This is a genomic window from Vibrio tetraodonis (assembly GCF_003350295.1).
Classification (GTDB): Bacteria; Pseudomonadota; Gammaproteobacteria; order Enterobacterales; family Vibrionaceae; genus Vibrio; species Vibrio tetraodonis.
Genome location: NZ_QLYY01000006.1, coordinates 1 through 24,383, shown reverse-complemented (window position 1 = coordinate 24,383; position 24,383 = coordinate 1). Strand labels below are relative to the sequence as shown.

The 24,383-nt window shown below is 40.8% G+C and carries 24 protein-coding genes and 1 other RNA gene; 8 read left to right on the top strand and 17 right to left on the bottom strand.

The features are described 5' to 3' along the window. Positions 1-157 precede the first annotated feature (157 nt). Positions 158-1,651 carry a coiled-coil domain-containing protein gene (locus tag DPF90_RS02415; RefSeq protein ID WP_114784336.1) on the top strand — a complete coding sequence of 498 codons (1,494 nt, stop codon included), beginning with the start codon at positions 158-160 and terminating at the stop codon, positions 1,649-1,651. A gap of 603 nt (positions 1,652-2,254) precedes the next feature. On the opposite strand, the gene cas6f is transcribed toward DPF90_RS02415, so the two are convergent. The 5 genes from cas6f to DPF90_RS02390 all read right to left on the bottom strand — a co-directional run bounded on the left by cas6f (position 2,255) and on the right by DPF90_RS02390 (position 7,820). Beyond that, a complete protein-coding gene (gene cas6f, locus DPF90_RS02410; protein WP_114784334.1) occupies positions 2,255-2,860 on the bottom strand; it encodes a type I-F CRISPR-associated endoribonuclease Cas6/Csy4 in 606 nt (201 codons plus the stop codon). Positions 2,861-2,867: 7 nt separating this feature from the next. Further along, on the bottom strand, positions 2,868-3,899 hold the full coding sequence (gene csy3, locus DPF90_RS02405; RefSeq protein WP_114784332.1) for a type I-F CRISPR-associated protein Csy3: 1,032 nt from the start codon (positions 3,897-3,899) through the stop codon (positions 2,868-2,870). Between the two features lie 6 nt (positions 3,900-3,905). Then, positions 3,906-5,993, bottom strand: a complete 2,088-nt coding sequence (locus DPF90_RS02400; protein WP_114784330.1) for a type I-F CRISPR-associated protein Csy2 — start codon at positions 5,991-5,993, stop codon at positions 3,906-3,908. A 2-nt stretch (positions 5,994-5,995) separates the two neighbouring features. Continuing rightward, positions 5,996-7,207, bottom strand: a complete 1,212-nt coding sequence (locus tag DPF90_RS02395; protein ID WP_114784328.1) for a TniQ family protein — start codon at positions 7,205-7,207, stop codon at positions 5,996-5,998. Positions 7,208-7,364: 157 nt separating this feature from the next. Next, a complete protein-coding gene (locus tag DPF90_RS02390; RefSeq protein ID WP_240314450.1) occupies positions 7,365-7,820 on the bottom strand; it encodes a hypothetical protein in 456 nt (151 codons plus the stop codon). 197 nt (positions 7,821-8,017) lie between these two features. On the opposite strand from DPF90_RS02390, the gene DPF90_RS02385 reads away from it, so the two are divergent. Next, complete coding sequence (locus DPF90_RS02385; protein ID WP_114784324.1) at positions 8,018-8,326, top strand: helix-turn-helix domain-containing protein; 309 nt, start codon at positions 8,018-8,020, stop codon at positions 8,324-8,326. Between the two features lie 20 nt (positions 8,327-8,346). Here the strand turns inward: DPF90_RS02385 and DPF90_RS02380 are convergent, their stop codons facing one another. From DPF90_RS02380 to DPF90_RS02330, 11 genes are all read right to left on the bottom strand, one after another. Continuing rightward, complete coding sequence (locus tag DPF90_RS02380) at positions 8,347-9,582, bottom strand: His-Xaa-Ser system-associated MauG-like protein (RefSeq protein WP_114784322.1); 1,236 nt, start codon at positions 9,580-9,582, stop codon at positions 8,347-8,349. Beyond that, a complete protein-coding gene (locus DPF90_RS02375) occupies positions 9,583-9,900 on the bottom strand; it encodes a TIGR03982 family His-Xaa-Ser system protein (RefSeq protein ID WP_114784320.1) in 318 nt (105 codons plus the stop codon). A gap of 40 nt (positions 9,901-9,940) precedes the next feature. Further along, positions 9,941-10,468 carry a His-Xaa-Ser repeat protein HxsA gene (gene hxsA, locus DPF90_RS02370; RefSeq protein WP_114784318.1) on the bottom strand — a complete coding sequence of 176 codons (528 nt, stop codon included), beginning with the start codon at positions 10,466-10,468 and terminating at the stop codon, positions 9,941-9,943. Next, the gene (gene hxsC / locus DPF90_RS02365; RefSeq protein ID WP_114784316.1) at positions 10,465-11,586 is read right to left on the bottom strand and encodes a His-Xaa-Ser system radical SAM maturase HxsC; all 1,122 of its coding nucleotides are present in this window, start codon (positions 11,584-11,586) and stop codon (positions 10,465-10,467) included. The genes hxsA and hxsC overlap by 4 nt, the downstream gene beginning before the upstream one ends. After that, a complete protein-coding gene (gene hxsB / locus DPF90_RS02360; RefSeq protein ID WP_114784314.1) occupies positions 11,579-12,976 on the bottom strand; it encodes a His-Xaa-Ser system radical SAM maturase HxsB in 1,398 nt (465 codons plus the stop codon). Before hxsB ends, hxsC begins: the two co-directional genes overlap by 8 nt. Beyond that, positions 12,973-13,254 (bottom strand): His-Xaa-Ser system protein HxsD, encoded by a 282-nt coding sequence (gene hxsD, locus DPF90_RS02355; protein ID WP_240314449.1) that lies wholly within the window; start codon positions 13,252-13,254, stop codon positions 12,973-12,975. Before hxsD ends, hxsB begins: the two co-directional genes overlap by 4 nt. Positions 13,255-13,619: 365 nt before the next feature. Further along, positions 13,620-14,681 (bottom strand): ATP-binding protein, encoded by a 1,062-nt coding sequence (locus tag DPF90_RS02350; protein WP_114784310.1) that lies wholly within the window; start codon positions 14,679-14,681, stop codon positions 13,620-13,622. A 2-nt stretch (positions 14,682-14,683) separates the two neighbouring features. Next, on the bottom strand, positions 14,684-16,549 hold the full coding sequence (locus DPF90_RS02345; protein WP_114784308.1) for a Mu transposase C-terminal domain-containing protein: 1,866 nt from the start codon (positions 16,547-16,549) through the stop codon (positions 14,684-14,686). 2 nt (positions 16,550-16,551) lie between these two features. Further along, positions 16,552-17,175 carry a TnsA endonuclease N-terminal domain-containing protein gene (locus DPF90_RS02340; RefSeq protein ID WP_114784306.1) on the bottom strand — a complete coding sequence of 208 codons (624 nt, stop codon included), beginning with the start codon at positions 17,173-17,175 and terminating at the stop codon, positions 16,552-16,554. Between the two features lie 118 nt (positions 17,176-17,293). Further along, positions 17,294-17,390: signal recognition particle sRNA small type (ffs, locus tag DPF90_RS02335), an RNA gene on the bottom strand. A gap of 184 nt (positions 17,391-17,574) precedes the next feature. Further along, the gene (locus DPF90_RS02330; protein WP_114784303.1) at positions 17,575-18,315 is read right to left on the bottom strand and encodes a VP0952 family biofilm-associated protein; all 741 of its coding nucleotides are present in this window, start codon (positions 18,313-18,315) and stop codon (positions 17,575-17,577) included. A 49-nt stretch (positions 18,316-18,364) separates the two neighbouring features. Here DPF90_RS02330 and DPF90_RS02325 point away from each other — a divergent pair, with 49 nt between their 5' ends. Then, the gene (locus DPF90_RS02325) at positions 18,365-18,667 is read left to right on the top strand and encodes an MGMT family protein (RefSeq protein ID WP_114784301.1); all 303 of its coding nucleotides are present in this window, start codon (positions 18,365-18,367) and stop codon (positions 18,665-18,667) included. Between the two features lie 167 nt (positions 18,668-18,834). Beyond that, the gene (gene tesB, locus DPF90_RS02320) at positions 18,835-19,692 is read left to right on the top strand and encodes an acyl-CoA thioesterase II (RefSeq protein WP_114784299.1); all 858 of its coding nucleotides are present in this window, start codon (positions 18,835-18,837) and stop codon (positions 19,690-19,692) included. A gap of 12 nt (positions 19,693-19,704) precedes the next feature. Here tesB and DPF90_RS02315 read toward each other — a convergent pair whose 3' ends face one another. Beyond that, on the bottom strand, positions 19,705-20,172 hold the full coding sequence (locus tag DPF90_RS02315; RefSeq protein ID WP_114784813.1) for an Lrp/AsnC family transcriptional regulator: 468 nt from the start codon (positions 20,170-20,172) through the stop codon (positions 19,705-19,707). Between the two features lie 118 nt (positions 20,173-20,290). Here DPF90_RS02315 and DPF90_RS02310 point away from each other — a divergent pair, with 118 nt between their 5' ends. From DPF90_RS02310 to DPF90_RS02295, 4 genes are all read left to right on the top strand, one after another. After that, complete coding sequence (locus tag DPF90_RS02310) at positions 20,291-21,355, top strand: PLP-dependent cysteine synthase family protein (RefSeq protein ID WP_114784297.1); 1,065 nt, start codon at positions 20,291-20,293, stop codon at positions 21,353-21,355. A 354-nt stretch (positions 21,356-21,709) separates the two neighbouring features. Continuing rightward, positions 21,710-23,224, top strand: a complete 1,515-nt coding sequence (locus tag DPF90_RS02305; protein ID WP_114784295.1) for an NAD(P)-binding protein — start codon at positions 21,710-21,712, stop codon at positions 23,222-23,224. Further along, entirely contained in the window at positions 23,221-24,009 is a 789-nt protein-coding gene (locus tag DPF90_RS02300) for a hypothetical protein (protein ID WP_114784293.1), read from the top strand. Before DPF90_RS02305 ends, DPF90_RS02300 begins: the two co-directional genes overlap by 4 nt. Positions 24,010-24,160: 151 nt before the next feature. Continuing rightward, on the top strand, positions 24,161-24,383 hold a 223-nt coding region (locus DPF90_RS02295), incomplete at its 3' end, for a transposase domain-containing protein (protein ID WP_205395157.1).

Below are 24,383 nucleotides of genomic sequence, written 5' to 3'. Positions count from 1 at the left end.
GGAAAAGTCACTTAACTTGGTGTTTAGCATTGATGAAGCAGATCACACGAAGTAAGCACGCATTGTCTTTGACTTGATAATATTGTGATAATTGATATGAGATTTATTTTATATCCTATGTTTTTAACCATCACTATTTTCCAATGTTGAGGTGTGCATGAGAAATCGTTCTATTTTTGGGTGGAAGCTAAGTGAGAGTAGAGTTGTTTCTGTTGTTGAACTCGAAAGTGGCACTCAGGATGACGTTGTCTGCCCTTGCTGTGGAGACTTCATGGTTGCCGCACACAGTAATAAGGGCATAGCTAGCTACTTACGCCATAGAAGTAATGCAGAATGTCGCTATTCGTATGAGACCCAGTTGCATTTGAGTGCAAAGGAGTTCATCGAACGAGAGAAGATCATTCCCCACCCATATTCCAGTGGAATTTTTGATTCTAGTGATTGTGAAATGGTAGGTGTGAAGAATGTCCGTCTAGAGGTCTATCGAGACGGAAGAATTCCAGATATCGTCTGCCAGATCGGTAGGGAGGAGTATTACGTGGAAGTTACTAATACTCATGAAACCACACCAGATAAAATAGTGGAATTTCGAAAGCAGGGCATAAGTGCCCTTGAGTTATTTCTAGTTGGATTGGACTCGGATTCGCTGCTGAACAGCTATGAAAATGTAAAAGTTCAGATAACAGCATTAAATCCTCTAAATCCATTCTGGGATTTTATTGAGCAACAAGCCGCGATTTGCATCAGCAAAGAAAGAAGTATGTTGTTGAGAAAAATAGCAAGGCATCGCAAACAAGTTCAAAGAATTACTGAAAACATTTATGAGCGTGAGGAACAAGCCGAGGAAAGAGTTGCCCGAATAAAACAAAAAGTTGAAAAGTGGCAAGAAAAAGAGCAGGAGCAAAAAGAGCTCTATAAGCAGATAAAGTCCCTAACGAATGACCTTAAAGTTGCGGTACTGCGGCTTAAAGAAGAGAAATCATATTTAAATCAAGAATTAGAACAACTCAAGCAAACCATCAATATTAACAAGTTAGAAGCGGGAAGAATCATTGACAATGCGAGAATTGAAGCAAAACAGCAACGTGAAAAGGTCAGAGTAGAAGTTAGAGGTGATGTTCTAGCTGAGTTATCTTCGGAAATAGAAGATGCTAGAAAGAATGCTCAAATGATTACTGATAATGCTCTAAAGCACGAGTTATCAGTGGTTGAAAATGCTCAAAGAACAGCGCAACAAATATTGGATGGAGCACATTACAAAACCACAAGCGAGCTTGAAGCAGCTCTTGAAAGAAAAGGTCTATCAAATGAAGCGTTGACCAAGTTAGAAGACCGTGTCAAATGGCTGAAACAAGAAGCAGAAAGTCTAGAAGAGAAGAAAGCTGAGTTAGAGAATGGTGTTAATTTAGATAGACTTCGGAGTAAACAGCAAGACTTGCAGAAGGCAATTATTAAGGAAAGAAATCATCTTAATAATCTTAAAGAAGTCGGTGATAAGTATGTCAAAATCATTAACGGTATTGCCCTTGATTTCAAACAGCTAGATACGGCAGAGTATGCCTCTATTTTGCCTGAACGTATTCAAAAGAAAATAAAAGTTAATCGAATGATCTTAGAGATTCAAAACTCAATAGAATACGAGCCGCTATAACTAACTGAATATTTTATGGATTCAATGACTGTTACTGACATTCGAGCAAAAAAGAGTTGTCGAAGTGAATAGCAGGCCGCTCACTAGACATATAGAGACCTACATTATCATATTGAATCATTGTAAAAGTAGGTAAGAGGCTAGATCGTCTTGGAGCGTTTTTAAGTTAATCCTCCTGCCAACCAGCTAAAAAACCATCAAACCTAAATTTGATGGTTTTGATTATTAACTGCTTGTTCAGCAGGTTGGTTGCTTTCTTCCAGACCTATTCTTAACTGCCTATACGGCAGGACACCTCTGCGCCTTTTGGATCATAATATGCAACAAATTCTTGGCTACCTATACGGCAGGACACGTCACACAAATAACAGTTCTTGTCGATACGTTATTCTTGGCTACCTATACGGCAGGACACACGAAAAACTGTTGACGGTAATGGGCGCTTAGATTCTTGGCTACCTATACGGCAGGACACTGTAAAGTGTAGTCTCTAAGCTGTTAATTCCACTGGCATTACGTCACAGAATTCTAAAATACCCTTTTTGTTCTTTTCTCTGTAAATCATTGTTTTGATTTAGTTAAAAGATAGAACTAAAAAAAGGGTCAAAAACGTAAGTCAGGTACTGTCCCTCTGCTTTCTTGATTGGTTGCTAAACCATAGCTATTAAAGTTTGCTGCAACGCACTCTTCAGAACACTCCTTCTGTACAAACAACATATAATCCTGCTCAGATGAACCGCTAGAAATGGGGATTCTATGAAAATGATCAATGACACGATCTTCATTGGTCAACGGTAATGATTGTTCCACACCAAACAATTCAGCTCTAGCTAGACTACGTTTGATGCGCCGTTTCTTTGACCCTAGAAAGTTTTTTCCAATCGTTTGATTACGCACAAACCGCACCTCTTCTGCGGTATCAGGTACTTCACAAGCACTAGAGATCTCAAACAGACCTTCATTTACCATCAAAGAAAAATAGGGTTGAAAAGAAAGCCCGATCAGTATCTCTTTATCGTCGGCAACAAAAGCGATAGTTTGTCCAACAGTAGATTCACTCCAATTAGGAAAGCTCACACCAACTCTTTTCATTGCCTGTTGGTTGTTGACCATAAACAAGTGCATTTGAGAGATACAGCGTCCCGCTAATAGCTCATAGTCGGCATGAGATGGTATGTAACGAATTAAGAAGTAATAACGCTTTCTCATAGAAACCTTACCTAACCTTGGAACAATTAAACAGTCCACCTTTAATCAGTACAGACATAATAAAATGCACATCATTAGGAATTGTTTGGGAAGCGTTCATACTTTCAATCCAACTTTCTGTATTACGGATTAATTGGTAGAAGTTATTCCCATTCACCAAGTGTCGTCTTGCTATGACGTATTCTTTGTCTGCACCATACTCATTAACTCTTAAGGGCTTGTCTGCTTCTTCATGCCACCAATCGTCAATGGATTGTAATGCCGCACCAATTTTTTGCCCATGAAATGCAACGGTTTCTTTACCGTTCAATAGTTCGAGGGTTGCTAGCTGCTTGGTAGGAACACCATCTTCTCGGCTATCTAAAAACTCTTGGCTTGGGTAAATCTCATCGCCCCAACCGACTCTAATTTTAGCCTTAACGTCCATATAGAAGTATTCGGTTGGGTCAGATAGTGCTCGTATCAAATAGGCCGTGAGCCTTTCTAAGCATACGGTTGAATCTTCATTCCAATGCCCATACCAAGAAAGCTTTTGAGCGTGCTCTACAGTGAACGTATCCAATTCACTCGTTGTTACTTCAATGGTTACATCTCTGCATTCACGGTTTCGCCAAAGCCAAGTACCAAGCAAAATATTTTTTGCATAACGATATGCCAGCTCTTGGTACCCGTTGAACTCTTTATAAGTTTTAGCAAGTAATGAGAGTTTACTGCGTACTTCATCATCATTGCATGTATCTGGTTCTAAAGAATTGGCCCGAATGCGAAGTGAAAATGCGCAATAGATATCGTCAACGCCAGGCTTTACGTAGCATTCTTCGATAAACTGGGGGTTAGAATATGCCAAGTCTTGGGGCGCAACATTTTTTGCTGCGAACTGACTACCTTTATATGCTTCCGCATAACCACCTTTTGGAGCACGCAACCTAGTTCTGTCTACCTCAAGGGGGCACATCTCTCCACTTTTGGATAGATGATAAAAATATGCTTTGCCAGCAGAGAGTGAACGCACATAATTCAGCTGAGTACAAAGTTCCATAAGCGATTAATCTCTAAAAATTTTTATAAGAATAGTTTCGCTACTGCATTCTATCGACCAAAAGGCATGTTTTAAAAAGTGATCTCTTCCACCAAAACGTACTTCGATAGGGTTCACCCGTTTAGCAAGCCCTATCGCACTCTCGGCATAAGCGTGGCAACTGGTGATGGAGTTACCCCGTTTAGTTGGATACTCCAACAAATGGTATCCAATGGAAACTGGCAAATAATCGGTATCTTCAATGATGACATGTTCTAGATCATCAAAACCCTTTAGTTGCTTGTTACTTGGGTATAACCATCGTCCGTATGCTGGTAGCCCTTTCAATATATGGAAGAGTTCACTCCTGCTAGTAAACGTTTTAAGCCAATCTATCTTAGACGATAACTGCGGTTGATATAGCGATCCTCCTGCGAAAGCTACTGGAAGTGCAGCTTTAAGCGCGGGTTTAAAATCTGATAGTCGGCTATCACTTTGAACCCTGATAACAAAGTCTATTTCTAAATCAGCTAATCGTTCAGAACGAATGGTTGGTCGTTTCGCCTGAGAAATAGTTCGAGTCTTCGCGACTGAGTTGGGCTCAGTGAGTTTTGCGGCCGATTGAATTCTCTCGTTTCGAACATAAAAAGAGAAACTAGAAAACTCAAACGTGGCCTCACAATTAGCTAGTCGATTAAACGCTCTTTGGTAGTTGTGCATGAACCCCCAGATGGCCGTCAGAGAGGGTACGCCACATAAGTATGGGCTACTCATTGCGACCACATCTTGCACTCTCATTGATGATAAGTAGATATATTGTTCGCCCACGGCTCTATCTTCACTACCCATTGATTTGCTGAGTTGTTTAAGTACCCATACTATTTGAGCTTTTACTACCTGCATAAGCTTGGGATGATAGGCAAATTTTACAGTGAACTTATTGTTCTGAAACGTGAGATGTAGATGTCGATTAAACTCACTAGCTAAAGAGCTGAGTTCCGATTCTGGTAGGGTCAAAAAGGCTTGAACTAATGTGTCATCATGCTCTATCCGATGTTGATTGGGATCAGAATCGATAATATCTCTTAACTCAACCAAAGGAAGGATCCACAAAGCTATCTGCTTTCGCAATATCTTACTTCTAACCTTTCGAAGGCTCTCCCTTTGCTTCTTTGTTTTTAATGGTTCCGACCCAATTAGATGACTTAAAACCTGACACGTTTTTTGATTAGTTACCTGATAATCATCAAAATATTGGCCACTCTTTTCGCGACGTTCAGGTAATGTTCCACCCCTTACTGATTTCACATTCAGAGGGTAATTTAAGACTTTCATATACCCACCTAAACTACCGCACAGATTACCAATACTTGCAGAGTTCGGTAGAGACGAAGAAACAAAGCTGAGTTTACTCTCTCGACTTCGTGATCTCACCTCTAACTCACTTTGGATTGCATGGCTGACGACTGGTGTGACAGACACATAATCATCCCCCCATGGGAACCGAAGTTGCTTACTATAACTACTAACACTGTCAGGAAAACTGTTTGCAGGGAAATCTGACGCCAGTGTTTTTTGCAAACGAGCAACAGCCCTTGTCCCTAAGCCGAATTTTTGAAGCAAATCTAGCCAAATAGCGTTTTCCTGCTGAATTAGTGAAAGAACGCATACAGGCTGAGACTGCCAACTAAAAGGATTCAATAACCACAATATGTGGCGATACACAGCAGAGTTATGAGACCAGCCTAAACGAGGCTCTACTGCTGCACTTGAAATAAACTCCTCATCTGTAGCAAGAGGTTGTGCGATGATTCGCTGATCCTTAACACGACAATCCGGAAATTTCAGGTTATGGGTGTGGAACCATTGGATTTCAGCTAGAGATGCATCTAAGTTTTCAGCATTCTTTAAATACTCTTGAGCACGGGCAACATTCAGCCAATCTGTACACCTATCAGCTTGATGGCTAGAGCTGAGATTGAACAAAATCGTCAACGTTTCTTTTTCGTATCCGTCAACGTAAACATCTTCCGTATAAGGCATGAACATCTTCTTCAGAGCAGCTTGTTTTACCGACTCGTCTTCAATAGATAATAAATCACTTAATTTCGTCATACTTACCACTCAGGTAGATACACACTCAAACCATCACTTTCGGAGCTCATTCGAGCAATTTTTGTTTCAATGACACTTCTCAGAGTAAACGCTGATTCGTGACTCGCTATTTTTGTATGCATTCGAGGCCTGATCGCAGCTTTAATTTCACCAAACTCGTATAGCCGATACACTTCGTCAGTTGTGCAGGAAAGCAGAGTAGAGACCTCTAGAGGGCTCAGCAAAATATTGCCAAAATTTCCTTTGGTGCTTGAAGGCACTGCTGTCATCAGTTCTGTAAAATAGGCTAACACCTGTGTAAGTACGTTGTTTTGACTCAGCTGCCGACTGGGTAACTGGCGGCAATCTTTAAGCAGCGTACCAAAGACTTCATGAAAGAATACCTTGTTCCATTCTTTGACTTGAACAAGCTTGGCTTTCTCTTTCAAGACATCGAGGTCTTGCCACAATAAGGTTGGCCAAGAGCAACAATAAGCAACAAATGACTCGAAACTGAGATCATCAATATCTCCATAGCGATTTACATACCAAAGTAAAAAGCCATAGCGCTCAGATAACGTCATTTCTTCTTTCAATGAACCCAAAGATTTTAAATCGCTCCCTGATAACCATCTCGCGACTATGAGCGCTGCCTCCGGCGCACCTTCTACTGGCGAGTTTCGGAGTTCAAAACCACATTCACATTGATTAATACTCTCGGTAATTTGGTATTCAAGTTTCGATTGGCACTCTGGACATTGGTGAACCAGTTTACATCCATGGTGCTCACAAGCTTGGTGAGAGATAAACTGCCACTGCTGGCGAATGTATGGGGTATCACTTATACATAAAGGGCAAATAGGCGTGAAGCGTTTGCGAAGAAAAGCATAAGGATAATCAGACCCAAATCGATGAACCGCTTTATAATCAGGGGAAAATTGAGCTTTTGAATGTGACAATGCGAAGCGTAGAATCCCTAAACTACTGAGTTTAAGTTTCTTTTCTAAAGCTAGAAGAACTCTTACCCGCATTTGACTTGTTGTTTGAGCATGGTAAACATTAACATGTGTAAGCTCAAAAGGAAAAGCACCGGAAATAGCGCCATGCTCATCGACAGTCTCTAGCCAAAGGTCTTCGGCAAAGTGTGAAAATCGCTCGTAGCCCAAAGCATGCGATAGCCTTAATAACATGCTTTCGAGCGACTCATCTTCATAGTATTCAATACCATTATTCATAAACCAAACACTAAAACTTAGGATATCTAAGCTTTAGTGTTGGCGCTATCTGAATTAAAGCAAATCTAAGATCAACAAATTGTGATTAAAACCAGTATCGTACGTTAGAATGTACCGAGAACAACAAGATGAATCAACCATTGCACTGGTCAATAACTTAGCATTTTCCCCGAGTAAAGCCCGATGCCTTAAGAGCTTTAGACATGGCGTTGATTTTACCCACTAAACGAGCGGAACATTCTTTAGCATCACTAAACAAGGGAAGAAGCAATTCGCGACTGTTTGGAAATCGGTTAATCAAAGATTGGTACTCTTCGACTTCACCAAGAGCAACAGCCAATTTACCTTCATGATGTTTTTTCTCTTTTAACAATACGGCTATATCCTCTTCTGGTTTTCTGTCAGCAGTTATCGAGGGTATTTTCGACATTGAATTTAGATCAAACTGTCGAGGCACAAATTTCGTTTGGTGAAAAAGATCCGTTTTTTTGTATCTTTTAGACCTGTAAATTCCCCTAGCAGTTAGCCATCCTTTGCGTTCAAATGAGTGGACTTGGCGATAGACATACTTTCGGGCTTCATCAGGATCAATTGCCTCTTTTGTTACAGCCATCAATGCGTCCCTCAATTCTATAACCAAGAAGTTATCCATACCTCTTTCTATCAATAAGTAAAACATATACGCGTTTATTTTTTTGGGTTGCATCATTTAAACATTCACACAGCGTAAAACTTAGGATTGCTAAGTATACAAAAATCAGTAAAACTTAGAAAATCCAATTTACCTATAGGTTGACTAGAAATGTGTAAGTGCAAAAAACCAACCCAATACCAGCGAGGCTCAAAGCTGCGCGTAAAAAAGCTCAGCTCACCCAAAAAGATCTGGGGGTGAAAATAGGTATGGAACAGAGCTCTGCCAGCGGCCGAATGAACCATTATGAAAAAGGCAGACATGTACCTGATATTGGTACGCTCGAACGAATGGCTGAAGAACTAGATGTTCCATTGAACTACTTTTTTTGTAGGAACGAATTGAGTGCTGAATTAGCATGCGCAATTGAGAAAATGAGTGATGAGGAAAAGGAGGTATTGCTTGCTAGCTTGAGCAAAAGTAGATAGGTGTGCAATGAAGTTTGGGTTCAAAGTGCATTCAAGAATGCAAGAAGTTTATCTAATTCATTTTCATCCAATCTTATCCATCGTAGTAATTCGCTTCGACTATCAATAGCTTCATTATTCTTAAGTATCATTTGGTCAGAAATGTTGAGGTCTCTAAAATAAAATATTGGACTTATATGATGCTTAACAACTCCTTCTAAGGTTGGAAATATACCATTGTGACCATATGGTGCAGTCTTAGATACTGCAACTAAAGAAGGAGTTCTAAACGTATATCTATCTTCGGTATCTAAAGTTACCAAGGCTCTACCTAGATCTTGACCAAAAAGATGAGGACCTTGCTCCCCTTGAGGTACAGCAATTGAATGAAATGCCATGTCACTCATCAAGTCGCCAGAATGACATGAAGCACAACGCGCCTTTCCGTAAAAAAGTAATGCTCCTTCTTTCTGATCTTTCGATAGTGAGGAATTATTGCCTCTTATATACTTCTGCCAGGGTGATGGCTGACAGTCTTCATTAGTTTTTTTTCTAATAAAGCTTGCCAATGCATTACCAACTAACTGTAAGTTTAATTCTTCTTTGGTTAAATTAGCAGACTCCAAAGCCGCAAGTAAATTGAGAACATCTGGATCTTTTATTTCTTGGAGCCTCTCCTGTATGAATGTATTCTGAGCGGGTATTTTGTCGATGTAATATTGCGACTCAACCAAATCGACATGCCTATTTGCATTGAATGGTTTGCTCGTACCCAAGAATTCGTCTCGAGCTAGTAATGGCAGAACCGAAGCTACTGAAAGTGCAGAATCAAAACCCAACGAAAAACCCTCTCCGATAGGGGAATATATTTTCCCTTCAACTTTTTGAACCTTACCATCCCAAAAGAATGTATTAAATCTCTCATCACCTCGAGAAAAAAGAGTAAAAGCGTTCCGAGGAACCACTGCTCCCTCACTTTTCATTCTATCCTCTCCTTCACCTGAACCGCCAACTCCAATAGCTAAAGGAAGACCATCTGCTAGGGCTTGATTGTCTAGGTGACAATTCGCACACGCAGTATCTTTATCCCCACTTAATACAGGCCTTTCAAAAATAATTTTACCTATCTCTGTTAAAGATGAAGACTTGGGTTCTGATTTTTTTTGGCATAAGTTACCCTCGAGTTCAAAAGCATTGATCGCAACATATAGAGTTTCATCTAGAGTCAGTGCTCTGACATTAAATGAGAGGAGTACGAGGAAAAACCAATTTTTCATTTATCTCTCCAGAAACTTATGTTGCTCTGTTAATGGCTTAATTGTGCGCTGATGTAACTCTATTGCCTCTAATCCTAGATAACCGAGCATCGCCTCTGGTACTCGCATTGCTAGCATTATTTTTCTCGTTTTATCATACTCATGACAAGCAATTAAATGTACTTGAGCTGTTTGGTTTAGCTTGTTTGAGCCAACTTGCTCAATGTACCAAGTTTCATCCATAGCAAGAGAACACTCAGCAGTCTGTACCATAAAATCATTCTTATAGTATGAATATATTGCTATGGGTAGGGTAGGATAATATAAACTCCAACCCATCCTATACACATCATAGATACAGAGAAGTAAAAAAAACGCTTCATCGAGCTAAGATCCCCAGTGAATTTAGTGTTCTGGTATCAAGGGTCTGAGAAACTGGGATATTTTTATCTATGCGATAAGCATTCAAAGCAGCACGAGTCTGCTTACCCATAATGCCATCAATACTGCCTTGATAGTAACCGCTTGTATAAAGTGCAAATTGAATTCTGATGATGAGATCTTTTCGCTTATCTAAATCGTTGGCCTCATTTTCATTAGGTTTTGTTGTAGGAGCGGTATAACTAGGTGTAGCTGGTTGCGTCAATGGTTGCGATTTTTTAGCTGGCGCTCTATACGTAGAGCCAGAAGATGAACGGTGAGAGCTGTGGCTCCTATGACTACTGTGGCTCCTATGTGCTGCAATATACATAGGGATATCGTCATTTAGAGGAGCTAAGACAATACTATTTAGTGACAATTCATCGATTATATCTACTCTATCAGATAGGTTGAAGTTTGGTTCTGCTCCTGAGTTTACAGCAAAAAAACCTGGCAGCAATGCAGCCAAATTAGGTTTCCTAATCATATGATTCTCCTTGGTTGCTGATGATAACTCCCTCGTGACGAAGAGAAATACCCCCCACAAATATCTTGCAGCTGACAATTAGTACATTCACTTGGATAGTAGTTTTTCCAATCTGAGATAGATTTTACAGCGTATTCTCTAACGCATTCAGGTAAGTGACAAAGGGGAAAGTTGAATAACCTTGGTTGTAACCCAACTATAACAGCAGTTCTAACAGCCTTCTTCAATACATCTTGATAGTCTTCTGGTTCGCATTGGAGATCTTTCCAATTTCTTTTTGCCCACCCTGTAGCTTCTAGGTTCATGATCGACAATTGCACAATATTAGAGAAAACTCTGGAGGTATATTCAACTACTAATGGTAACTCCGCTATATTCTTTTGCGTCGGAATAAAACGCACCTCGACGCTTATTCCTGAGTTACCTGCATTTATTATACCCCTCACCGTTTCTGAGAAAGCTCCATTTTTCCCTACTAAATAATCATGAACACTGGCTTTAACAGAGTATAAAGGGATACCAAAAGTTATAAACATTGAACGAGCTTTTGAGGCCACCCTCTCTGTAAACTCTAGGTCCGACAATGCCCTCCCATTTGTAAGAACATGTAGTCTAGTTTTTGGAGTGTGTTGCGATACAAATTCCAAAAACTTAGTAAACGTGTTCCCGTACAAAAGTGGCTCTCCGCCACTAATACCAATCTCTCCATCAAATTGAAATGCGGCAAGCGCTAGGGCTCCATATGACAGTAGCCAATCATCTTTCTCTTCGCGCGGGGGCTGTGAACAAAATAGACAAAGGTTGTTACAACGTTCTGTAACTAGAATAGTGTTGTGGTTTGCTCTTCGAGTCAGAATAACGCGTAATTGCCCAAATTTGTCTATGGTGACAATATCTCCATCGTCAATAGAATCATACAAGAGTTTATTTATGATGACACCGATAAAAGGTGAAGCCGAAGAATCCGTAGAATTAGGCTCGTCAGCCTCTACGATAAAAACCTGCTTTAAGTAATTATTGAAATATTCTCTTTCAGATTTGCGAATTTGATAAAATCCTGATTCATTAAAACTGTTAACAGACAATGCAAATGTATCTTGCCTAATGACATTATTCATACATCCACTCCTTAAACATTTCACCAATACTATCTTCTCTGTAAATATGCCTGAGTACTAATGTAAACATTGCTTTATGATACTGACAAAAACGAGAGATACTTTTATCACCTATGGGTTCACCAAATAGACTTATATTTTGACACGGATCTGAACCACAAAATGGTTGAAATGAACAGGATACGCAGCCTGGATGCTTGGAGGAAAACGATTGAGACAATATTTTTTGGTAAAGAGCGTTAGAGGCAATATTAGGCTCTTCGACTGTACCTAGTGAAAAATCAACATTAGGATTCGACTTTTGGAGCATCCGCGCTTCATCGCTACCATAAATACGACCATCGTAATTGAATAAAAAACTATTTAATATCAAACCACTAGGTGATTTTAGATCAGCGTATCCGTTATAGTCTGAGCCAAATAATCTCCTAAGATGTATTAGAGCAGAGTGCTCTATGATTTTCTCTCCTGCAAGTCGTTTTTGACTTAGGATATCAAGGAGCTGTTCATAGAAGGACATATATTCATCGATATCATACGTAGTTTTTTTACCTTCTCGGGCAAATCCATACGGGCTGATCGGCCGGATAAACATTTCAGACATGCCAAGAGCAGAGTGAATATTTACGATATCTTCTGGGTGCTTCAACAAATTATTCGTCACAGTGGTCACAGTGGCAATGCGATCTTCTCCAAGACTGAGCCTGATTTTTTCTATCCCTTGTTTGACCAACTCAAAAGAGTTACCTTGACTTAGAATTCTATTAGAATTGTGAATCAACTGAGTACCATCAAGAGAGGTGGAAAAGTGAATAGGCTTTTCTGCACTCCATTTCAAAATGTCATCATTCAACAGTGAAAGGCTGGTCGCAATAACTATTTCGAACTGGCCGAAACCTAAAACTGAAACTGCTTCAGAGTAAATTTTTTGCACAAGATCAAATCTAAGAAGCGGCTCTCCACCTTGAAGTTCCAATTTATATGGCGCATTACCTAGTGAACGAATTTGCTTTAATATACAGGGAATTAAGTCAATATCTAAATCGAAGTTGCTTGCTTTGACTGACGCGCGACTCACTTGGCAATAACGACATGTATGATCGCACCTCAGCGTAGGCACAATCATAAATATCGGATTGAAATGTAATGCTCTTATTAGACGTTTGGAAACAGCTGATGCGAAAGCAGTCACTGCTATAGATTTGTATTGGGAGTCAGTGAGGAAAAGCTTTCTTTCAAGTAACTCATCTTTCTCAATGTCACCCGTAGAGCACTTATCTACCAGTTCATTTAGTGCTCTTCTACTCAAATATTCGTGAAATCCTGCCTGGTTGCTGATAAACGCCAAATCTTTGTCAATAAACTCGAAGTTAAAAGGAAGTATGTTCATTTGGACAATTTCTTCTCGATTGAGCTAAGAACTGCGAGAGAAATACCTTCAAGGTAACTGGCTGTCTTACCAGAAAGCTTTTCTCTAAGTACGTAGTCATTTAGCAAGCGTTCAAATTCGAAAATCACATTTTCTTCTTGGGAAGAAAAATCGATAGTCCAATGTGTATCATCAACAGTGAGTTTCCAAGCAGCAATTGGAGACATCCAATATAAGGCACTTCGGACAACAGTTTCAGAGAAGGTATTTTTATCTAGTTTATGAGTCAACAAAACCACACCTTTTTGACCAAATCGAGCTTATCCAAGACCATTGAATACACGCAAAATGGTCTCTTATGGCTTATAAGCAAATCAAAAATGTAACATAATATGCACTTTAATTTATATGGCTGAATTCTAATTTCAGAAACTTGAACGACATTTATTTGCATTAAAATATCGATTACATCTTTCTTTATCTTCGTTGATAATCTCTGCTGTGTAAGGATAAACTTCAGCCAATCACAAAAATTATGTTGGAGCAGCTCACTTTAGTAAGTTCTAGACATTTATGAAATGAAATATCTTGAGAAATTGTTTGATGCCTCTATCTCTTTTCCAAGTCTACAGCAACCTAACTTCAACAGTATCATAGTCCCGCATTAGACTCTGAGAGCATTTTTACTCAACAGCATGTTTAGAGGGATAGCGTCGGTAAAACGTGGCGCAAGTATTTTGTCCTCGGATGTAGTAGCTTGAAGGTTATACGAAGAGCTAGTCTCAATTTGATGAATATCGAGATCTTCTGCCTGACAATCAAAAGGATTGGCTAGTTCTGGGAATTTCAAAGAAAAGGTTGCTGACAGCAAGGCTCTGTTTATCGTATTCGCTTTCATAGTAAAGCTCATGACCAGCGCATCTTTCAAAAAGTGCTTTAGCCTTCTGCATTCTCCTCTACAAGCAACAAATAAAGGAAAAAGAGTTTCATTTTTCGCTAGTTTTGGGGGCTCTTCAAAGCCCATTCGCATAGCAAGACCAGCTACAAACCTAGCAAAGTGTTTCTTTTGCTCTAAATCAAAGCTATAGCGAGGCGCACTTTTCATGGATTGATTGACTTTCAATAACTTAAAGTAATCTATTTTTCGCCGCCAGCTTAAACGAGAATTCCATTGGGGCTCGTTCACAATGACTTCCGCATAAGGCATTCCGACTAATACAAAAGAGAGACTCGCCTCTTCACTGATATACTTGAGTGTATTTGCAATAGTTTGTCTTTCCTGAGCCGTTGAGAACTCAACTAGCTCTTGAATTTCATTCACAATGATCAACTCTACAGATTTACGTTTGAGTTGCTTCACTAATGCTTCACCAAGAGCGATTCCACCTCTTTGTCGGCTGCTTCTTCCTCCAAGTTTTACGTTTAAATCAACACAAAACTGAGAGAGCATATTCTGCTCATTTATCCGGCTGGGTACTCTAGTACTTAGAACAGGCTGCCTATCCCAAGTTGAACCAACATCGAAGCGTGACAAATAGTTTTTAATTAGCGCTGTTTTTCCACTTCCCGCCTCTCCAGTTAACAAAAACGATTCAGGCTCTCCACCAAGAGTTTGGTTAAATCGGAGTTGGTCAAAAATAGAATATATTTCAGTTATTGCAGGATACTCGATAAAACAAGTTTCAAAAGCTTTAAGCCGTTCAATCTGACATGAAGTTAAGTTCAAGTTTAATACCCTTCAACATTTTCAAAATCATCATCGATAAGTTGAGTATCATCTAAGCAGTCCATTACAACAGGCCCTTCATTTATCTTTGTCGTAATGGAATTAGGTCCATCAGACCCCACATCCTGAAATTTTGCCAATTTCGAAGTATTACTCGTTTTGGGTAACCTTGGCTTTTTCTTTTTCGATGCTGATAACCTGTCTGTCTCTCCTTGAATACGATTTTTCATATACATGAAGGTGTCTGCGAGTGCTTCTTCGTTTGCAAGCTCTCTGGTGTTTAGCCTAAGTACTTTTTGTATACGCTCATGTTCGAAAAGAGAGAGGCCTTTTGTATAACCACTGTTATCTACAGCCGGAACCTTGATGTACTTTTTCTGTGGTTCCAGGTACACATGGATATGACTGATATCAGACGGATCTGTTTTTGTCCTTACGAATAATTTCTCATTCGATTTCGTTGAATGATATTTACGATATTCAATAAGTTCATTGGACTGATATCGTAGGTTATGTAACCTAATTCCAGCGATTCCTATGGAACGATGACGCAACAAACCCAGCTCAACTTTAAGCTTTTCAGCTTCTTCACCGTCATAATGTGAGGGGACCCACTGTGACTGCTGCCATTTATGATAAGGAATAGCGCGTTCCCTAGAATCAGACTTCATATGATAAAAATCCACAACCCATATATGTAACAGCTCAAGAAACACTGAAACCCTTACCACAGCATCTTTTTTAGGATCGTAATCATGTAATTGGGTCGGGTTAGTAAAAGTCTTGCCAGGAAAAGCATTGTTCAACCCTTTGTTCAACTGGTCAAACAGCTTTTCGATTCCAGATTTTCGCCAAGGCTTTGCAGCTTGGCTATATTGGATATCCGAAACTAGTGGTCTTAACGAGTCCTCTAAACTTTTACTCCAAAACTCAGCACCGTTGTCGACAACTAAGCAATCTATTTTTCCATGACAAGGCCAATCATTTTTAATCATTGGATACTTTTGTCTGATCCAACTTTTATCCAGTAGAGAATTGAGCAACGCCTTGCGTACAGAATCAAAACTAGGCTCCCTAAAATTAACGCTTAGTCCAACAATACACTTGCTGAATCGGTCATAAAGCATTGTAAGATAGGGTCGCCCTAGCGGAATATCTAACTCATCATCAATCAAAATGACAGGCACGGGTGTATGATCAATTTCAACATACTCCATAGGCTTCGTCGCTATTATTTGTTGACCAACGGCGCGATATTGTCGATCTGCATATCGCTTACCGAACCTTGCTACATCGACCTCATAGGGAGGTAGATCTTTTATTCGATTGTAAAAAGTACGTTCGCTAACTGGCTTGATTTTTCCCTCTATAATAAACCGATTTAATTGAACTACCCGAGCGGTGTAATATCGATATGCTTCAGCGACACTTAAACGCTCACGAGTGAGGTAGACTTTGGTAATCGCTTCATCAACAATAACTTGAGAGTCTATTACTTTTTCTCGATTCCCTTTAAGTAAGTGCTTGGGGATAAGTGAGTATGGATCTCTTCCTGATTCCAAATAGATTTTCTTCCAACATACCAATGTCCTCCACTTAGGTGCTGGAAGTTCAAGGTCACTCTCAACAGAGCTTAAAATCGGTTCAAGATTTTTTTCCGTCCATCCACCTCTCAATCGTTTTTCTACATAATTGAAGACTTTTAGACGTCGGATTAGCTCTTTTCTTACCTCGTCACAATAACCATCGATGGCCAGGTTAATCTCTGGAGATTCCTCGAAAAATTCAAGAGATGATTGCTGAGAATCTTTTTCTGCTTTTTCAAACTCGTCAAAAAAACCTAGGATACTAGCCGCTTGTGAAGACATGGTTAACACCAAACATAGGTATCTAAACCAAAGCCAGCGCTTTTGTAATCGGTTTGGACGTGCCCCGACGAAACCCAAGGTAGCGTCGCAACCAGCGTTTCTGCTTCAGATAGTTCGAAGTAGTGGGCAATTTCTTGGAGTTTAACCATGCCCTTGCCCTGAACATAAGCCAAAACCTGCTTTTGAAACTTTGTGATTGTTCTCATTCCTGAGTAACGATGCAACAACTTTAGGTTAGTAAGTACTGGGCCAAGACGAATTTGTTTTTCGGTCACTAAAATTAACCTTCGATCAAACTCCTGAAGTGTAACGTTCTGCTTCTCTTTAAAACGTGCCCGAAAGTCAGGCTTTAGAATCTGGCTGGAATGTTTTACTTCGAAAAAGGTAGATTGCTTATTCTGATCTATGGCTAAAAAGTCTGGAGTATATCGACACTGACGCTGATTAAATTTATAGTAAAAACCTGTAGGTTGGGAGATAAAGCTCTCGACATCAACGTTGTATTCAAGATGAAAACAAAAATCAAATTCTAAAATTGAGAGTGTTCTAACAACAGCATCGTTTTTAAGACTCATAAACTTACAGATGTTGTGAACATGGGAAGATTTTTTTGTTTGGTCGAACATAATCAGAACGTTTTGTTGTAAACCTACAACAAAAATTAGACTATGCAACCTTATGCTGCAAATTTGCAAAACCTTTTGCAATTTATGCAGACTTATGTTGCAAACAACAAATTGGCGGAGACCCCAGCCACATCTCGGCACACAAGTCACTCGCTGCGGCTGCTTCCTTCCGGACCTGACCGAGTTCACGAGCTATTGTTGCGAGAGGACCAGAGCCTCCATAGATACACAGCCTTGGTATTACCAAGGTGTGGAGAGATTATGTGTCATCGTTATGACCAATTCAAGCAAAAAAAGTGAAATACGGAGGATTTCCTGTTAAGTGCTTAGGAGTTAAACAATTCTTACCGATAACGCTGGCTTTTCGGCCTATTCCTCTGCTCACACAATTGGCTCAGCTTACAGCTCGGTTTCTTCATCAAAGCTGCGCAAGACGTAATCTGTCATCCACGCAGCTCCTAGTAAGCATACCCAAAGTACAAAAACGGGGTTAGGTACATCAAACCAAGGGGCAACAATCAATGTCGCGAAACCAACAGTCGGCAAAGTCCAGCATAATAGCTTACGCCAATTGAAGGTTTTCAATTGCGCCATGCTTTGTATGCAAGCCACCATGCCAGTTAAGCATAAAGCAACCACCACAGAGTCACCATAGCCTGCAATCCAGAGCGGGAGTATCAAACCCAGTGCCCACCAACAATGTTTATCACTTGAAGGCCAGCCCTGCACTGCCCACCAAATCACAATCACCGATAGCGCTTGAACCAAAGTCATCATAGGCTCACCGGCAAGCTTTCCACCAGCTTGGGTGATCATCACGCCAATTTGCAGCGTCACCACAATCAAAGAGACGGTCACTAACACACCGAAACTGCTGCGCTTTGAAAACACCACCATAAGCAGTGGAAACAAAATCCAGTGACTGATCGAAAGCGAAATCGGTTGATAAGCTAATGTCATCCCATAGGCAGACATTGCGGCAACCAACACAATACCGCCAATCACTCGCTGTGGGAACACCCATATCACAGGGATGAGCAAAGCTAGCAGGGCAACGTCTTCTTGACTGGCACTGACTGTCAGTGCACACAATACGGCAAGTAGACTTGTGATCAAAAACTGAAAGGTGGAAAATACCATGCCCTCTCCTTATCCATTCCTTGGAAAATTGAACTAGGACACAATCAGTATGGACCAGTTTTTGATACAAATCTTTGCGGTGATTCACCAAATTCCTTGTGGAAAAGTAACCACTTATGGTGAAATCGCCAAACTAGCAGGCTATCCGGGGTATGCAAGGCATGTCGGCAAGGCGCTAGGCAATCTACCAAAAGACTCGACATTACCTTGGTTTAGGGTCATCAATAGCCAAGGAAAAATATCGCTCAAAGGGGAAAATTTAGCGCGCCAAAGAGCATTATTAATGGCTGAAGATATTGAAGTCAGCTGTGAGGGTAAACTCTCTCTGCGAAAATATCGCTGGCATCCTTAGTCGTTAGTGTTCTTGATTTATGAGGCTTCAGCCTTATCCGCTTCTGCTATAAAACCCAACTCACTATCTTGAAAAGATTTTTATCATTTTTTTGCCTTAATTTGCTGTTTAAGTTATCAATTTGAGCTTAGAATAAAGCTATATTGACCAAATTGTTAAGGTGTAAAATGAGTCAACCTTTAGACGAACTACTTGAGTTACTAAAACTAGAGAAACTGGAAGAAGGGCTGTTTAGAGGTCAAAGTGAAAATCTAGGTTTGCCTCAAGTCTACGGCGGTCAAGTGATTGGTCAAGCACTCTCAGCGGCACGCTACACCGTTGATGACGACCGAACCGTTCACTCATTTCATAGCTATTTTCTCTACCCTGGCGATCCAGAGAAGCCGATCATTTACGATGTTGAAACACTAAGAGATGGTCGCAGCTTTAGCACGCGAAGAGTCAAGGCGCTGCAATCAGGTCGACCTATTTTTTACCTGACCGCTTCATACCACGGCGAGGCGCCCGGTTTTGAGCATCAAAATGCCATGCCTGACGTCCCTGGACCAGAAAACTACCTATCGGAATCCGAACTTGCTAAAGGCATTGCTGATCAGTTACCGAAAAAGCTTCAAGCAGCATTTTGCGGTGAAAAACCGATAGAGACTCGACCAGTTAAAGTGGTTAACCCTCTCAAACCACACAAGGAAGGCCCTAAACAGTATTTGTGGATTAAAGCCAATGGCACAGTGCCAGATAACCAATTAATTCACCAATACTTACTTGGCTATGCTTCCGACTGGGGCTTTTTGGTTACCGCACTGCACCCACACCAAGTGTCACTGATGACACCTAAGTTTCAAGTCGCCACCATAGATCATTCTATCTGGTTCCATCGTCCGTTTAAAATGGATGAGTGGTTGCTCTATGTTATCGAAAGCCCCACCGCCAGTAATACTCGCGGCTTAGTTCGCGGGGAGATCTACAATCGACAAGGCGATTTGGTTGCTTCAGCTATACAAGAGGGTGTAATGCGGTTTAAATAAAAATAACCGCATTTAGTTTATTGGCAGTGCTGTGGTGTATTTAAGTGGCTCCATAGCAAAAGTTGAGGTGACGTTGGATATTCCAGCAACACAGTTAACCAGTTTCTTGTAAAAATTATCAAAGCACTGCATATCCTTCACTTGCACTTTCATCATGTAATCGTATTCACCCGCCATGCGGTAGAACTCCATCACTTCAGGGAAGTCACTTGCCGTGCTTACAAAATGGGTATACCACTCATGAGAGTGATCACTGGTTTTAACTAGTACGAAGGCTGTGAATGACAAATTGAGTTTATCTGGGTTTAGCAGTGCTACGCGCTTTTCTATCACGCCAGATTCTTCGAGTTTTTTTAGTCGCTTCCAGCAAGGTGTAGTGGTCAAATTCACCGCTTCAGCTAGGTCGTTAAGTGATAACGTACTATCCTGCTGTAGCAAAGCAAGGATCTTCCTATCGACTTTATCCAGTTCTATACTCAAAATAGGTACCTTGTGAAAAAATTTTCTCCAAATAAAGCAGAATAGAAGAAAATAAGCAAAGTTTTTTCGCCATTTTATAGGTAATATATCAGCTTCAAGTGGCCAAGGATGGTATAGCATGTGTAAAGATCACCAATGGATTAATGACGCGATAAAAAAAATTGAAGCCGACTTTCAACGCTCGGCCGACACCCACCTCATCAAACTTGATTTACCCTGCTTAACAGACATCGATATTTATTTGAAAGATGAGAGTACGCATCCAACCGGTTCTCTTAAACATCGCCTAGCCCGATCGCTGTTTCTATATGCCCTTTGTAATGGATGGATCGGTCCTAAAACCACTATCATAGAATCATCGTCTGGTAGTACCGCCATCTCAGAGGCGTACTTCGCACGTTTGATTGGTTTGCCCTTTATTGCTGTGATGCCAAAGTGTACGACTAAGAAGAAAATAGAGCAGATTGAATTCTATGGGGGTAAAGCGCATCTTGTTGACCGCTCAGACCAAATCTACGCTGAATCAAACCGGTTAGCCGATGAACTCAATGGTCACTATATGGACCAGTTTACTTATGCAGAGCGTGCAACCGATTGGCGCGGAAACAACAACATCGCCAACTCCATTTTCAGCCAAATGATGTTTGAAGCTCATCCTGAACCCAAATGGATAGTCATGAGTCCAGGCACTGGCGGCACATCCGCAACCATTGGTCGCTTTATTCGCTACCAGCAACATCAAACTAAGTTGTGTGTCGTCGATCCTGAAAATTCCGTTTTCCATGCATTCTTTAAAAGCGGAGATCCCAATCTAACCAGTGATCAAGGCAGTAAGATTGAGGGTATAGGCAGGCCACGTGTTGAGCCTAGCTTTATCCCGGGTGTGATTGATGAGATGCGCACTATTCCAGATGCAGCGTCTGTCGCCACAGCCCATTGGCTAGAAAACATCATTAATCGCAAAGTGGGCGCTTCAACCGGAACCAATCTATTCGGCGCGATACAACTTGCCAGTGAGATGAAATCTCGTGGAGAAACAGGGTCAATTGTCACTTTGCTGTGTGACAGCGGAGAACGGTATCTCGATACCTACTTTAATCCCGATTGGATAAAACATAATGTCGGCGATTTACAACCCTACCTCAGCAAATTAAGCCAGTTTGAGCAAACCGGACAAATTTAGCCACATTTGAAATGAAACGCCGCCTTATCTGCGGCGTTTTAAGCCTCTATTAGTAATGTGAAAACATAACGCTTCTTTGACTACCTATTCCTGCAAATACAAAAACATACACATATCACAACAATATGAAACAACATGAAACATTATTACAGTTGAATATCAACCGTTAGCATATGTATTATTAACAAAATTGATTAACAACAACATTCATATGTAAATCTCCCTTATTTTCAATTAATTAAGTCAAAAGCTCTGCTGCAGCATGAAATGGAGCGCCGTAATAAGCCCCACCAGCTCCGCGCTTGTATATCGCGACTACAAGCCGTGGAGTTATTAGCAAAGAAGAAAACCAATATGCAAAACTCTCTTTTTAAAGATTCCAACAATCGTCATATCGCGATATTAGGTGCTGGATTTTCTGGCTTAGTCATAGCTCACGAATGCATCAAACGTGGATTTACAGTCTCAATTTACGATAAAGAGTCTTACCCAGGTGGTAAGTGTGTCGGGACGGCGAAAGACGGTATTGTCCATGAGGTAACACATCGGCAGTTTTTCGCCAAAAACAGAAATCTTATTGAGCTTTTAAAGGAAATTCCCTCACCCAAAGGAACTTGCTTTAATTCTTTATACCCCCAGAACAAAGTCCAATTTCACTGGGCAAAGAAGCCAAAGACAATGCAGTTTCAACGCGCCTATTTCAGCACTATCGAAAAATTGGTCGACGATGCAAAGTCTGCTTACGCCATGCACTATGCAAATGTCCCCCTTAAAGACATTGTTTGGTTTAAGAAGCAATTAACAAGCGATAAAAGCCAAGAAGAACTGCTGAAAACACCAGTAAGTCAATACTTTGAATATCAATCGAGAGTTAAATTAAGTGAGTTTTTAAGGCCAGTACTCGTTGGCTGGATAGGCGCAACAGACAGTACCCCTGCGCTTTCCGTGTTGGATCTACTCAACAATAAAATAGGTGAGCTACATCCAGAGGCACCGGGTGCTTATAGCCTTGGAATCGATGAACCAATCACTGATGCCATCATTACTCCTTTCGCCGAATACTTAAAATTGCAAGGCGCGCGCTTTCATTTCAACAGTGAACTGGCTCAGCTAAGCACTAATGAGACAGGCACATTACTGGATCACGCTAGCTTAACTAATGGGCACAACATCAAGGCCGATATTTTTGTCTCGGCTCTTCCTGCCCACGTGATGCATAACTTACTTGGAGAACATTGCTCGCATTTTGACTATGACTATGTTTTTAGCCATGGATTTCAGTTTCACTTCTCTGCCATGCCAGAACAGCTAAAGAGCAAAACGGTCGGGATAGTGATCGACTCTCCTTGGGGATTAAGTTACAACATTACACGCAGACAAGTCGCTCAGGGAGAGTGTATTTGCTTATCTGTTACCGCAACTAACATCAGTTGTGCCAAAGGGAGCAAGTATCAACGCCCTTTAATTGATTGCAATCAATCCCAGATAAAAGAAGAGTTACTTATCCAAATATTTGGTGATACCGAACTTCTCAGCAGCACTGATTATCAAGGCTTTCATCCAGGTCCAGGAGCTAAGATAGTGACGCCTGAAGAACTAAGCACCGTCTATTCAAGCTGGTTTAAAGGCGATGTTTTGCGTGATGAAAAAGGTGACGCCAAGCACTGGGTTTTTCAGCATGCTCTAACCCAGCCAACCACGAGAAATAGCCAAGGATTAACCGCTAATAAGTGCAAAAACTTATTCTTCACAGGCGAATATCTCTTCGATCCCAAACAACACTGGCGTGTACCCGTTACCCTAGAACGCTGTGTTGAAACTGCCCGATTATGCTGTGAACTGATCGTAGAAAGGGAGAAAGCAGCATGAAAGCCAAACTAACCTCCCCTCTTTCAACAACGATTTTTCTCACACTCAGCGTGATTTATGCGAGTGGTTACTATGAATTAGTTCAAAGCTCTGTCTGGCTCACCTTGTTGTTGACATTGCTCTTTCCGCTTATTTTTTGGCCTCTGGTTCAACCCGTCGATAATAGTGATGAAATTAAACGAATTCTCTGGTTAGAGTCTGGGTTTAATTTGGTGTGTTTCCTGATTGTAACGCAATGGGTAGACATCCCCTACTTGGACCATGCATTGATTATATTCTTTGCCGTTCAAGCGATCGGCTTTATCGTCGTTCAGTTTAAAAAACGCGCTTATTTGTCGGTTGCCATCTCTCTCTGTCTATCGGTCGCTATAGCACAATGGATTTATGGGAGCTCAAACACTCAACACTTGGGAGACGCGCAACTGTTGCTGTTTGGTACGCCAGTTCCATGGCAGCTCAAAGTGATGTATGGCGCATGGTTGGTGCAACTACTGTTTGTGGAATACAAACACGTTTTACCCAAAATGACGCTAGCGGCGATTCATATTGCCTCATTCGCAGTGGCAATCTTTGCTGATGACTTCTTCCACGCCCGAATCATTACAGCAAGTCACTTCCTGTTCTTGAGCCTTTGTTTTGATATTAAAGCGCCAAATTGGGGAGGAGAATACTTCGCCCATATAGAGAAAATCGCTACTGTTTTATGTGACAACAAGATTCAACGATTCATATCAGGCTTAATGCTTCTGACCTCAGTTCTGAGCACTGTATCGTTACTGAGTTAATACTACGACTTTAAAGCATAGCTAACATAGTTTTATTTTCACACCACAAAAAAGCCCAAGCATATCGCTTTAATCCCGATCGGTTTAGAGACTTGAACGATCCTGGGATCGTATGATAATCCCCACTAACTTTGTTAGTGGGGATTTTTCTATGTTGGCTGAAGAGTTAGTTCTAGCTCATGATACTATTGAAGATGGCAAAAATTATGAGTCTGTAATTAATGCCATTCAACTTGAATGGATAGAGCAAGCTCTCTATGAAACATCTAAAGCGAGTATCAGAAGGCGTCGGCTACCAGCCCAACAAGCCGTATGGCTCGTCATTTGGATGGGATTGCAGAGAAATAAATCCATTAAAGAGGTTTGCAGTTCTC

What these genes read in the sequence shown, in the direction of transcription:
- DPF90_RS02330 (WP_114784303.1), bottom strand. Translation starts at nt 18,315, where the DNA reads ATGGTATTTTCCACCTTTCAGTTTTTGATCACAAGTCTACTTGCCGTA.
- cas6f (WP_114784334.1), bottom strand. Translation starts at nt 2,860, where the DNA reads ATGAGAAAGCGTTATTACTTCTTAATTCGTTACATACCATCTCATGCC.
- csy3 (WP_114784332.1), bottom strand. Translation starts at nt 3,899, where the DNA reads ATGGAACTTTGTACTCAGCTGAATTATGTGCGTTCACTCTCTGCTGGC.
- DPF90_RS02400 (WP_114784330.1), bottom strand. Translation starts at nt 5,993, where the DNA reads ATGACGAAATTAAGTGATTTATTATCTATTGAAGACGAGTCGGTAAAA.
- hxsB (WP_114784314.1), bottom strand. Translation starts at nt 12,976, where the DNA reads ATGAACATACTTCCTTTTAACTTCGAGTTTATTGACAAAGATTTGGCG.
- hxsC (WP_114784316.1), bottom strand. Translation starts at nt 11,586, where the DNA reads ATGAATAATGTCATTAGGCAAGATACATTTGCATTGTCTGTTAACAGT.
- DPF90_RS02340 (WP_114784306.1), bottom strand. Translation starts at nt 17,175, where the DNA reads ATGTTCGACCAAACAAAAAAATCTTCCCATGTTCACAACATCTGTAAG.
- DPF90_RS02395 (WP_114784328.1), bottom strand. Translation starts at nt 7,207, where the DNA reads ATGAATAATGGTATTGAATACTATGAAGATGAGTCGCTCGAAAGCATG.
- DPF90_RS02380 (WP_114784322.1), bottom strand. Translation starts at nt 9,582, where the DNA reads ATGAAAAATTGGTTTTTCCTCGTACTCCTCTCATTTAATGTCAGAGCA.
- DPF90_RS02325 (WP_114784301.1), top strand. Translation starts at nt 18,365, where the DNA reads ATGGACCAGTTTTTGATACAAATCTTTGCGGTGATTCACCAAATTCCT.
- DPF90_RS02415 (WP_114784336.1), top strand. Translation starts at nt 158, where the DNA reads ATGAGAAATCGTTCTATTTTTGGGTGGAAGCTAAGTGAGAGTAGAGTT.
- tesB (WP_114784299.1), top strand. Translation starts at nt 18,835, where the DNA reads ATGAGTCAACCTTTAGACGAACTACTTGAGTTACTAAAACTAGAGAAA.
- DPF90_RS02300 (WP_114784293.1), top strand. Translation starts at nt 23,221, where the DNA reads ATGAAAGCCAAACTAACCTCCCCTCTTTCAACAACGATTTTTCTCACA.
- DPF90_RS02310 (WP_114784297.1), top strand. Translation starts at nt 20,291, where the DNA reads ATGTGTAAAGATCACCAATGGATTAATGACGCGATAAAAAAAATTGAA.
- DPF90_RS02305 (WP_114784295.1), top strand. Translation starts at nt 21,710, where the DNA reads ATGCAAAACTCTCTTTTTAAAGATTCCAACAATCGTCATATCGCGATA.
- DPF90_RS02375 (WP_114784320.1), bottom strand. Translation starts at nt 9,900, where the DNA reads ATGGGTTGGAGTTTATATTATCCTACCCTACCCATAGCAATATATTCA.
- DPF90_RS02390 (WP_240314450.1), bottom strand. Translation starts at nt 7,820, where the DNA reads ATGGCTGTAACAAAAGAGGCAATTGATCCTGATGAAGCCCGAAAGTAT.
- hxsA (WP_114784318.1), bottom strand. Translation starts at nt 10,468, where the DNA reads ATGATTAGGAAACCTAATTTGGCTGCATTGCTGCCAGGTTTTTTTGCT.
- DPF90_RS02345 (WP_114784308.1), bottom strand. Translation starts at nt 16,549, where the DNA reads ATGTCTTCACAAGCGGCTAGTATCCTAGGTTTTTTTGACGAGTTTGAA.